1 protein-coding gene is annotated in these 13,790 nt (G+C 24.9%); it reads right to left on the reverse strand.

What is annotated here, in order from left to right; genetic code table 11:
- Positions 1-105 precede the first annotated feature (105 nt).
- Positions 106-13,734, reverse strand: coding sequence for a hypothetical protein (locus tag ACMUOV_RS04660; protein WP_413853947.1), 13,629 nt, complete (start codon positions 13,732-13,734; stop codon positions 106-108).
- Positions 13,735-13,790 lie beyond the last annotated feature (56 nt).

The following is a 13,790-nucleotide window of genomic DNA, read 5'->3' on the forward strand; positions in this document are numbered from 1 at the left end:
TATAAAAACGCCAAGCACTTTAAAACATCCTAACAATAAACATCAACAATAACTTATACCCCGATAACCTAATAACATTATAATCGAAATTTGCTCGGCAAATTTTTATGCAGCGGCAAGCATTGCCCTGTAATCTCTTGAATCATTTTCATCAGATAGTTTTTCTACTTTACTATTCTTTTCATCCATTATTATAGGTATTAATACTATCAGTTTTGTTACATTATTATCAATATCAGTTATTATTTTGTTATATTCTTGTTCTAACTCAATTCCGGTCATTTTTTCATATTCATTCAATTGTTCTTGATATAGTTCTTGATCTATATCAATATTTCCTTTATTTATCATCTTTACCAATAACTTTTCTAAATTTTTATTTTTATTATTTTGTGCTATTTGTACATTTTCTACCGTTACTTGTTTTATTACTTTTTTTGCTTCTATCCTTGCTTCTATTGTTGTTTTAAATACTTTCTTTTTATCTTCTGATATGGAATTATACATCATCATTATTTCATTGTTTTGTTCCAAACTTTCCCATTTTACAGGTATTTTATCAAATGAAACATTATATGCCATTTCTTCTACGTCTTTTTCGGTTAATTGTCCTATTCCGAAAGTTGTTTTTATATTTCCCATTAATGTTTCAAACATATCATAAACTTCTAAAATATCGGATGTTTGATTATTTTTTAAAATACCTTTCAAATCTTCTATATCTATTAACAATGATTTTTCCGAAGAAACAATTTTATTTTGTAATCCTTGTATTGTTATATTTCCATCAACTTTTTCTATATCTTTTATTTCTTCTTTAGTGTCAAATTCTTTGATTTTATCTCCTTCTTTAATGTATACTTCTATTCCTTCTTCTCTTAATTTAAATAATTCGGCTTTACTTAAACCTAAATCATTCATTTGTTCTTCCGTTATTACTTTCCTTGCTTTTCCGTTATTTAAAGATTGTATTAACGATACTTTATCTTCAATACTTTCCAATGATATTATCATCTTATCCGCTAATGTATACCCTATTGTTTGTTTTATGGAAGATAATGTTTTAAATTCGTTAATTATTTCAGTTTGTGTTTGTCCGTTTATTTTATTAACTATCATTATACCGTCTTCAAAAATTATATTACTGTTTTCAAAATCTTTTTCTTTCTGTTTCTCTTGTATATAATTATTATCCTCTACTACAATATCCGATTTCACTTTTATATTTTTACCGATTTTATCCTTTATCAAATCTTCCAATACTTTACTTTCGTTCAATACTTGGGCAACATCTTTTGCACTTGCTCCGCTTCTTGTTCCAAGTATTATTGCTCCGGCTTTTTCAACCGCAAATACACTTTCACCTTTTTCCGTTTTCAAACCCGTATTTCTTAAATTATCATATCCTAATCCTTCCAAACCTTTAGACATTACATATATCGGCAAAACTATTTCCTTTTCATTTTTTTCTTGTGCAACTATTTCTTTCATTTCCAATTCTATTGCTATATTATTTGATATTGTATTAAACAATTCTTTTCTTGTTTTTATTGCTTTAAAATCAAGTATTACATGCAATCCTATATTTGATGCAAATATTGAAGTTATAAATGCTATTAAAACCGTTGTTAACGGTATTGCAGGCAATAATAAGCCGACAATCCCTACTATTACCGGTATTAAACAAGATGTTATTGTTAATATCATTGCGGTTTGTTGAGATGCAGCACCTTTTTCTTCGTGCTTTTTTGCAAAATTAGGATTATATACATTTAAAAATTCCTTCCAAGCTATTCCTAACAATATTCTTAATGAACTTTTTCCGTCGGAAATCGATTTATTCACATAATCTTCATTTCCGGGAAGAATTGCCGCTTTGTTAATATTAGCATTCATTAAAAGATTGTCCATTAAATTAGCAAATATACGAACATTACTAATATCCATTTTTGACTCATGTTGTCTTAATATTTTCAATATACCGTTTAATAAAGTTTGAGTTCCTACAACAAGAGTAGTATGATTTATAATATTGTCTGCTATATTATTATATTCCTCATTGTCTGAATATTTCATTTTAAGAAGAACTTTTATTTCATCAAAAGTAAATGAAGATTCATTTTCATCTCTTTCTTTATCCATGTTTTTATGCAAGAAGAAATAAACATTTGTTATTTTACCGGAATTTATATCCTTATTAATCTGTTTCATTAATTCATAAGGTTTTGCTTTTATCGTTCCGTCTTTACCTTCTTCCAATATATCATTATCTCCATCTCTATAATATTCATACCATTGTTTAGAAATATTTTTACATATAGCATCCAACATTCTTACTTTTGAAGAATATCTGTTATCCGATTTTATTCTATATTCAGATCTTCCAAGAGAAAGAACTTTATTACCATCTTTATTTTTCATTTCATTGACAGCTTCAACAGGCAATATAATTCTATTTTCGAACAAACCAAAAAATTCTTCTACTGAAATTTTTTTCCTGTTTGTTTTTATACTTATGTTTTCGTTTCTATCTATATTATCATCATCGTTCAGATCTATATTAGTATTTTCAAAAATATTACTTTTTTCTTCTTCAATAGATATTAAAAAGTTATCTTTATCGGTAAAATCCAAATAATAGGCATTCAAATATTTATTATATTGTTCATTTATTTCATCTTCAACATTAGTACCTTCAAAAGTTTCAGGGACATTTTTATAATCAAATTTAATCTGTATTGTTATTATATCTTTTAATATGTTTCGATGTTCTTCATTAAACAAATTCAACAATTTAACGATTCCCAATAATGAAATATTTTCAAAAAATGTTTTATTATTATCTAACATAAATCTAAAATACTCGGAAATAAAATCATCATAATAACGAAACTCTTCACTTCTTAAAAGAATAATATCAAACACATCTGTTTCCAATCCAATATTTATCATCTCTTTAACATCGTCCATATCCGCATTATCATTTCTTAATTTGTCTTTTAAATATTCTCCTCTATATTGTTGTTTTAATTTATTTTTTTGAGAAAAAGGAATATAATTAAAAAATTCCAAACCGGAACGTTTTGTTAGTGAGGATATAATCAATAAATCAAAATACGTAAGTCCTTTATTGGTTGATATATATTTATCAAAAGAATCATTAAGCGGAATAGTATCTTTAGCTACGATATCCCCGTAAGAAGATTCACTCATTGCAAAAGGCAAACCAATTTTATCTAATTGTTCTTCACTTAAACCAAGTTCTTTAAGTTTTAAAGTTACTGTTTTTAAAGTATTTTCTTCTATAAAAGAGCCAAAACAACAACTAAAATGAAGAAATTCATTTTTCAAATTAATTTTATCCAAATTATCAATATTTTTTTCTACCGTTTTTTTAATAATTTCAGCAATCTCATCAGGACTTAAATATAGCAATTCAGTTATTATTTCATTTAAAGAATTTATTTCTTTTTTATATTTCTCATTTTTATTCGTATATTTATTATTAAATTCATTTAAAATTGTTACAAAAGATTTTATATCCGAATTTAATATTCCAAATTTATCATCATAAAAAATTCCGTGTCCCGAAAACAACCAATATTTTGTTCTATCCGAGTTAATATAACTGTTTTCAAATTGACCCCTAATATATATTGAATTTATTAAATTATATTTAGCCATATTTAACTTTTGTTTATCTTGTAAAAAAATATCAGATTCATATTGTAAAACATTATCAGCTTCAGAAATACGGTTATCTATAAAAATTAATAACTTTTCTATTTTCTCTTGTTTTTCTTTAGGCAAAAAGTCTATCTTTCTTAAAAGAAGTTTATTTTCATTTTGTTTAATAATATTTTCTTTTGTTTCTTCTATCTTCTTTCTTAAAGGTTCTTTTGTTTCTTCAACTAAACTTTTTCCATTTTCTTCAAATAAAACTTTATTATTTTTTGTTATTTCATTGAAACTTTTACTATCAAAAATACTTCCATACTCATTTTTACATCTTTTTTCTATATTCTCATATAATTTTTTTGAATTCCATGCAGGATTAGCCAGCCTTTCTAATAATTTATTTATTATATTTTGTGTCGCATTAATAATATTATCGGACTTTGTAATAATTTTAAGTTTTTCTTCAATAACTATAGTTTCAAAATCATTTATAGGTATTCCGAATATTTTAATTTCAAATTCTGATAAAATATCTTTTATATCTTTTTCGTTAAAAAAATTATTAAAATCATCCTTGTAGCTTATAAGCTTATACGAATCATCAAACGATATTCCCGCTTGTTTATAATTTTTAGTTAACTTATCGTTATTATGTAACCTGCTATTGTCATAAATTGTTTCACCTTTTTCATCAAGAAAAGAATAAGGCAGTACACCTACAAAACTTAATTGTTCATGAGTCAACACTAATCTTTCTAAGTAGTTGTTTATCATATATTCATCATTAAAAAACATATTAGAAGTAAACTTTATTTTTTCATCAGATATATCCATATCGTTCAAGTTCTTTTCTTCTATTTCTAAAATATCTTTCATAAATTTAGCCAATTCAACAGCTATGGTATATTTTATAACATCATAATTTATACCGGTATTTTTATTTAGCTCATTTAATTTCTTTTTAAAATAAGAATTTTCAAAAATTATATTATAATCATCATTTAAAAATATTTTTAATGCTAAACAGTTATTGTTAGTATCTATTCCTTCCCTATCAAGACCTTTTTCACCAAGTTTTTCAAAAAGAGTTATTATTTTATTTTTATATTGTTCATTTTCATTTATACCTATTAAAAATTTCCCCAATAATTCTAACTGTTCGTTTATCAGTTGTTCATGATAACTTCCTTCACTATAATGTGTTTCAATTCTTTTAATTAAATTATCAATAGGATAACCTTTTCCTTTATATTCTGCAGGAATATAATCTTGCGGATTTTGTTGCAATAACTTACTTTCATAAGTTTTATTGTTTAAATATTTTCTTAAATTTTCATTCTCAATAATATTTTCTAAATCTTCTTTATTTTGAATTTTACTTAATTTTTCATCTTCGAAAAGATTTTTCAAATCTGTTTCTGTTGCAGGCAATTTATCATGAATAATCTTTAATATTGTTTCATTAGGTTGTTCGCCTGCTAAAATTATATGATAAAGTATTGTATTAGCATCACCGTCTTTTACTCTCTGTTCTATTTCGTCGGAATATATTCCTTTATACGATTTATTAACTCTATATGATTTTTTCACATTTCCATTTTCATCCGTTATTTCATCTTTTATTGCAGATATCATTTGTAAACATTCATTTGGATATTTTTCTTCAAAATATTTTAAAGCATTATACAAAACGGACTGACAACCGAAATCCGATTCATTTACTTTTTTTTCAAAATCTTTAATAAAATTTTCATCTTTACCTTCAAGATAAATATCAAAAATTTTGTTTCGTAATTCTAATTGAGATAATCCGTCAAATGTATTTCTAAAACCGCTAAATTCTTTTGAAATCATTAATTTAACAATTATCTCCGACAATTTTTTTCCGGTAAAAGGTTCACCTATTATATCCATCACTTCCATAAACATTTCCGAAAAATTGTGTTCTTCATTAAAAGGAATAAATGAAAAATTATCCGTTTTCTTTTCATCTTTTTTATCTTCTTCATTTAATGAATATTCTTTTGAAGCAATATAAGCAAATAACTCATTTAAAGAAAGCCCTATTTCATTTTCATTTTCAAAACCGGCTTTTTTAACAAAAATATGCATTAATTCATGTATAACAGTATCATTCAAATCATCTTCAAAGTCTACTGAGAAAGCTAAATCGGAATATGCCCTTTTTATCAAATAAATTGTAGGTAATCTCCCTAAAAATATAGCATTAGGTATTTTTTCATACATGCCTTGTAAAATTTGAGCTTTTTCTTCCGATTTACCGGCAATATTTGCCAATTCGGTAAAATCTTCTTCCAAAATTAACATTATTCCGGCAATATGTGCTTTTAAATCAAAATTATTTTTTATATTGTTTCTGTAACCTTTTGTTTTTATCTTTTCGTTATATTCTTCTTTTATTTCATCTTCAACTTTTTTATCTGTATTTTCACCTAATATTTTTAAATACATTAAAGCATATAATCTGTGTTCTATTTTATTATTTGTGTTTTTTAAATAATTTTTAAGTAATTCCGTTTTCTTTTCTCTGTATAAATAGTAAATATAAGCATAATTATTAGAACCTTTGTATTCTCCGTTACTAAATTTTTCAGAAGTAACTCCGTTATCAATAAATTCATTTAACAACTTTTCTTCTTCATTTCTATAGCTATTTCTTTGTTCGCTACCGGCATTTAAATTAGGATACTCTAAAGTATTATCTTTGTTAATTTCTCCTGTTTTATTTATGAAATCTATTTGGTCATTAATATTCCAATTATCATTAAAAACAATATCACCTTTAGCAGTATAATATCTGCGATTAATTGCTTGTGTAATTAAATTTACACCGGGGATATTACTAAATAATGCTTTCCCTATAAAAGATGCCTGATATTCTTCCGATGATATTGATATATCGGTAACTTTTTCTGAAGGTAATTCAACAATTATTGTTTCTTTTTTTAATTCATCCTCCAACTGTTCTTCTAAATTATAACCTTGGGATTTTATATTTTTTATTTGTTCTTTAATATTTATAGTTACATTATTACCTTTAGTATCTTTTTTTATTTCATCATTTTGTATTTCCGTTTTCAATTCTACCCATTTTGTTTTTTTACTCTCAATTATTTCAAAATATAAAATTTTTTCTTCTTTATTTTCAGTTTTTACTTTTACTCCTATAAATTTTTTACCGGCATTATTTTTATATTGTTTTATATATTTATTTCTATTATCATTATAATCTTCCGGTAATTTTATATTTTCTTTTTCTCTTTTATTGTATTGTTTTATTTGCCCATTTAAAATAAAATCCCAAATATATTTTCCATTTTTATTTTTTTCATTTATTATTTGCTTTATATCTTCATACATATTCTCTTCATCTTCACCTGTTTCTGTAGTATATCTGTTACTTATGGTATTATAACTATCTACATTTTTTTCGACTTTTAAAAATTTATTTTGTCCTATTTCTAAAATAAATCCTTCTTGTCCACCGGTTAATGCATAAACCGGAAGATTTAAAAGTTCGACCATATCAACTAAATTATATGCAAAATTATGAATTAATTTTTCATTGTTTAATACAATTTTGCCATCATTATTTAATGGTAATTCATTATCAAAAGTTCCTTTTGTGTCTTCTACTATTCCTTCCCTTAAAATAGATTGTTCTATCTCGAATTTATCAATTATAGAATCATTATATTTATGCCCCGTCAATGTTCTTAAAATTTTAAGTTTATTACCTTTGATTTCATATTCTTCTACTTTAGCATGTAATTTTGACTCATCCATATCTATTTCATATAAACTATCTAAGTTACCTTGTGCTAATAAATTATCTTTATCGGAAGTTTTTACTTTTACTATTAAATTTCCATCTACTTCTTGATATGATACTCCTTTGATATTTTTTAATATTTTAGATAATTCTCTAACTTCTGCATCGGATAATTCGGCTTCTTTTTTATAAATTTCTAACTCATTATGATATTTATCATATTCTATTTCTATTTTATCGGTCAATTCTTTGTTACCTGTTTTCAACATCATATCTTTTATGTTTGTAAAAATTGTAAAAGGTATAATATCTTTAAAAAATTGAGTATTTGAACTGTCAGTATCAATATACACATGATTAATTTCAAAATTTTTATAATTTTTATCATCTTTATTTATTTTTGTTATAATTTGAGAAATATACTCCAAACTCTCAAAGAAATATTGTCCTTCAAAATCTATATTACCGTATTCACCTCCGTCGTTTTTATCACCGTCACTTTCATTTGTTTTATTAGGTCTAAAACCCGGAATATCTTCCATAGACATAATATGCATACTGTCTTCATCAAAATGGCACATATATTTCTGAATTAATTTACCTTCTTTAAAATAGCCAACCACAAAAAAATTATCCAAAAATAATCTGTTATTTCTATAATTTTCATTATTTTGACCATTTGCCAATCTGCCGGTACAATCTCCGGTAATATAACCGGCATTTAATGCTTGTGTATAAGTCATTATGCAAGGACCGTCTTTTAATAAAGAACATTGAAAATCATAATTATTTTTATTTAAAATTTTAAAATCTTCTTTATATCCGCTTTCATTATTATTTTTTAAAACCGTTACAATTGCCAGTAATATATCGTCTCTATAAACATTAAATATTTGTCCTCTTTTATATTTTCTGCCATTTATTGTTATATCTTTGTTTTCATTTTCTTTTATTTGGCTTACAGAAAAACCTGTCCAACTTTCAAATATATCATCGACATTTTTATATTCACCGTTATCATAATTGCCCTTAAACTTTTTCCATATACTGTTTACTTCTGTCTTGCCGTTAATATTTCGTTTTTCTGCAACAGTTAAATCTCTCAAGTATTGCGGATTTTTTTGAACAAACTCATTTATATCTCCATCAAAGGCAGGTCTTATATATTCTTTTAAATTTGCAATTGATTTTATTGAACCGTCCAAAAACATTTGTCTGAACACATTCGGCAATCTGTCAAAATCCTTTATTTCCAACATATCGCTATCGTCATTTTTCATACCCAATTTTTGTTCTGCCTTTATTTCATTTTTAAAGATATCTTTTCTTTGTTCGGATTGTTCGGATGTAAACAATTCTTTAAACAATTCTTTATTGTTATATAATTTAGTTAAATTATTTCTTTTGTTCTTAAGATAATTATCACTTTTAATTTCAACCTTATCAAAATCATCAAAAGGATATGTTTTATTGTTATTTTTATCGTGAATTACCGTTCCTTCTTTTTCTTCATTATAATATTCAAAAACAAGTTTTGATGATTTGTTAATAAACTCTTTTTTTTGTTCTTGTGTTATTCTGCCCATTTTGCAATTATTAAGTAAAATATCAAATGAAATACAATGATCATTTATGCTGAAATCAAAATAATCTATCTTAAGCAATAATTTATTAATTTTTATATCTCTTATAATATTTTTAACAGTATCTTTATCCGTTATACCATATTCATTATTTAGGAAAGAACATATATTTTCAAATGATACTTCAGAACCATCATAAGAATTAACCATATCGGCAAATCTTTTTTCATTATCATAAATATCGTTAACTCTTTTATACATGTTTTTATTTTTTATGTCTTTTACAATATTTTGAACTGTATTTTTTTCATACTTTATTCCTTTTTTATCTAAGAGTTTAAAAATTTCATTAATATTATAAGAATTTACAAATTCAATAAATTCTTCATCTTCGTTATAAATTTTATTTATAATATTATACAGTTTAGCATACAAAATATCTTGCTTAACATATTTAACTACTTTTCTTACATCGGATTCACTGAAATATCTTTTTTCTACAATATTTGCTTTTATCAACAAATTTTTTATTTCATCAAAAGACGGATTATTTTCATCATAAGAATCTATTAATTCGGCAAACTTTTTATTTTTATTATAAAGGTCTGTCATTTGTTTATTCTTTATTATTTTATTATTCTCTATCATATACTCAAATGAACTGTCACTTTGATACGGACGAGAAATTCTATAATGAATGTCTCTCATATTTCCTTTTGTTATTAACTCGTAATAATTATCGTTTGTTTTAGCATTATCATCTAAATTAATTATAAACTGACCTACATTTTTATTTAAAGCCAAATAGAACAAAGCATTATACGGAAATTTTGCCGGATTTTCATTATATTTTATTGTAAACAAACTAATAAGATCGTCTGTTAATTGTTCTTCATCACACAAGTTTTTAACATCTTTAATATTTTTTTTGGAAAGAATATCTTTATTTTCAATCAACAAATTTAAAACTGGAACAGCCAATATTCCAAATTTACCACTAATATCAAATAGCAATTCTTTATTATCATTAATAAAAGATTTACCGTCACTTGTTTTCCCCAAATCTAAAATAAAATCTATAAACATATAGTTAGCAGTGTTGTCGATTTTATCAACGGAATAACGGAAACAATCTTTGTATATATTAAATGCAAAAACAAGATTTTCATCACTAATATCCGAAAAATATTCATTATCATGTTCATATAAAAAATTTAATCCTTCAATAAACCTCTTTATATGTTTTGAGTCAAAAGAAGAAATTTTTGCATTTTCGTATAAATTATTTACTAATTTAAAATTGTCTTTTATAAAATCATAATTGTTATTTAAAACCGATATATTCTCATCTATTTCTTCAACTATATTTACATTTTTTAATATATATTCAATCAAATCTTTAAATTCAAATAAAAATTCTTTCTTATCTATTCGTTCATCAAATATTTTTAATAATTTATAACTTTGTTCTTCATAATCTTTGTATGCAAGATTTTCTTTAAAATATTTTATTTTATCGGCAACTAAAACTAATAAATCGAAATTTTCCGATATAAAATTTGTTGTTATTATTTTTTCCAAAAACCATTTTTCAACACTTGTCGGCATATCAATATCTTTGGTCAGTTCAATATATTTATCTTTTTCATTTTTTCCGGTTTCAGTTAAATATTCATTCAAATACTCCACATAAAAAAATCTTCCATCCGAAATTTCTTCTAAAAGTTCTTCCATTGATAATTTATCATTAATATTTTTATTACCGACATCAAAAATACTTAGACTACGATATTCTAAATCAGGTAATTTGTTTATTAAAGGAATTTTGCTTTTTATGTTGTTTACGATATTTGTGATATTTTCAGCAAATTTTTCGTCTTCATTCCAATGCTTATGGAAATCAGTTGCGGTTATTGTTGATAATAGCATCGGTATTAATGTTGTTAATACGGGTGCTGCAAACGGAACTATCGGTAAAATTGTTGATATTAATGCTACAGGAACTAACGGTAAAACCATTGATACTGCTGCAAAAGGTATTATATATGATGCTGTTAATATTAATGCGGGAATGCTTAAATCTTTTATGTCTTGTTTTGCAAAATCTTTAAAACTTTTTCTATTCCCTGCTGCATCTTTATCAGTAAGCCACCTTACTATAGTGTGTGAAAATAAAAACAATGCAACAAATGCCGCAAACAATGCAATACCGGAAACAGTAAGTAACGAACCGAACAACAATCCCGATAATATTGTAGGTGCAACAAAAAATATATTTTCCCATATATGTGCATATTTATTTAACATCCCACCTATTTTTGTATTTTGCAACGAAGAAAAAATAGAAAGTTGTACATTTTTTCTTATATAACTATCTTCTACATCATGTCTTGCATCCTGTATATAAAATGTGTCAACAAAACCATTATCTTTTAAAACTAACACATATAATTCACCTTCTATTTCTTTTTTAAATACTTTTTTTCCATCATTTTCTTCTTCAGTACCTTCTCTATACACCTCAATCATATTATCTTCTATCTTATCAATTCTTATAGAATGTTTTAAAGAAATATTTGGAGCATAAAGATTAAACATATTTTCGGAATATTCCAAGTTAGCTGTTATGGGGCAGTGTGCATCACATATATGAACAAAATTTTTACGACTTAACTTTAACTCTTTATCATTTTCAACATGAATTGTAATTTGTTCTCTATTGCCATATTTGTTTTCCCAACAATAAACCGCATAATATTTTGATAAAACTTTTAACATTCTTTCTCTATTCAACACCAATTCTGAAATAATATTAAACCTGATTTCATTAAATTCTTCACCTGTGTATTCTCTGGCTATATCTATGTTAAGTTGTGATACAGCTAAAGCTAATTCTTTTTTTGAAAAATACAAATATCCATCTTCGTCCCTATCACTATTACTTTTAATATCAATCAAATCTCTTAGCATTTCATCATATAGTTTAATATACAGTTCTTTCTTATAATCAGAATTTAATGCTGTATTGTATTGATATGGATATGAATATCTGAAAAAAGACATATCTTCACCAGAAATATCATTATTATAGAAAAATATGCTTTCATTATTTTTATATGTCCCAGTAAAACCTGAAATATTGATTAAATTTCCAAAAACGAAATTAATTAATAAATCCTTGGCAAGTTCTAACCTCTCTTCATCATTATCCATTAAAATTCTTATAGCTTCTTTTAAACTCATATTTTCATATTGAAAATTAAAATCTAAAACATCAATATACTCATCCATTTTTTCTGCAGGAATAATACTGCTTTCTTCCATATTTTTATTCATTTTAAATTTTTCTTTTCTATAATCTGCAACATTATTAAAGAAGTTTCTCAATATCTGTCTATTGGAACTTTCAATGTTAATTATTTCCAATGGTTTATACTCTAAGTTTAAATCTATCAATTTATTTAAGTTATTAATTATTGGTGTACCTTTTTTATTCCAAATATAGTGAAAAAGTATTGAAATCAATGAAGGAATTACTACTAATGCCAAAGGTGATAAGAAAGGAAAAGTTATTGATAAAATTGTGAAAGGTATTATGTATGAAATTGTTACTAATAAAGAAGGGAAACCTAAATTTTTTAAATCTTCTTTTGCAAACTTACCTAATGTTTTTAAACTCCAATTCCCCGCATCTTTTGATATCGTTATCCACTTTACTATAGTGTGTGAAAATAAAAACAACACTTGCATAATAGAAAAAAATGTAGGTGATACTGCCATAGGAATTGTTCTAAATACCATTTCTTCCCATACCGGTGCATATTTATTTAATACAGAACCTATCTTCGTGTTTTTTAACGGAGAAAAAATTGAAAGGGAAAATTTTACAAAGTTATCAAAATCAATTTGTTCTTCTTGTTCAAGAGATGTTATTCCTAATTCTTTTCTAAATTTGTTATCTAACTTTTGCTTTTTTTGATAAAATTCGTAATCATAGACAATAATAGATGGTGTAGAATATTTATATTTTTTCCAGGATAGCAATAAATTTTTGATGGAAAAAGCACCATTATTTTGAATTTCATCTTTGTTGTTATCCATATAGTATATAGTTGCATATTCAAAAGTAGATATATCATAAATATTATTATCTTTTCTAAAACTAACACCTGAACTGTATTTATAATCTTTATTTGTAGAAGTGATTATTATTGGAATCAAAATTCCTTCTTTTAATTCAGTTTCTATTATTTTATTTATTTCTTCACGATTTTTCCCTTCCGCTCTTAATTCCCGTATTCTTTGATTTATTATTGCATTAATAAGTCTTTCCGCAAAGCCGAATGAAACACAAGAAGCTAAATTTATTATCATATTATTCATAACGGCACCGTTATTTTTAGCTTCAATTATAGCTTCTGCTGTCTGTTTTACCGTAACAAAATCCATATCTTCTTTATTTTTATTTTTTTCTCCTCCGGTAACGAAATAAAGAACACCTCCGTTTGAATGTCCGTTAAACACATACATAGTTTTTTTTGATTTATCGGAATATTGCTTTTTACTACCTTTTATTGCTCTTAAAAAATTATTTGAAGAATTTATTTCTTTTCCATCAATATTATCTCTTATATTTATATTCATTCCCAAATTTTCAAATCTGTTTTTTATTAAATTCATTCCATCAGACGAGAAGCCATAACCATTACCGACATAAACATCTGTTCCGCTTTCAA

The organism is Candidatus Ruminimicrobium bovinum (genome assembly GCF_902760015.1).
Taxonomy (GTDB): domain Bacteria; phylum Elusimicrobiota; class Endomicrobiia; order Endomicrobiales; family Endomicrobiaceae; genus Ruminimicrobium; species Ruminimicrobium bovinum.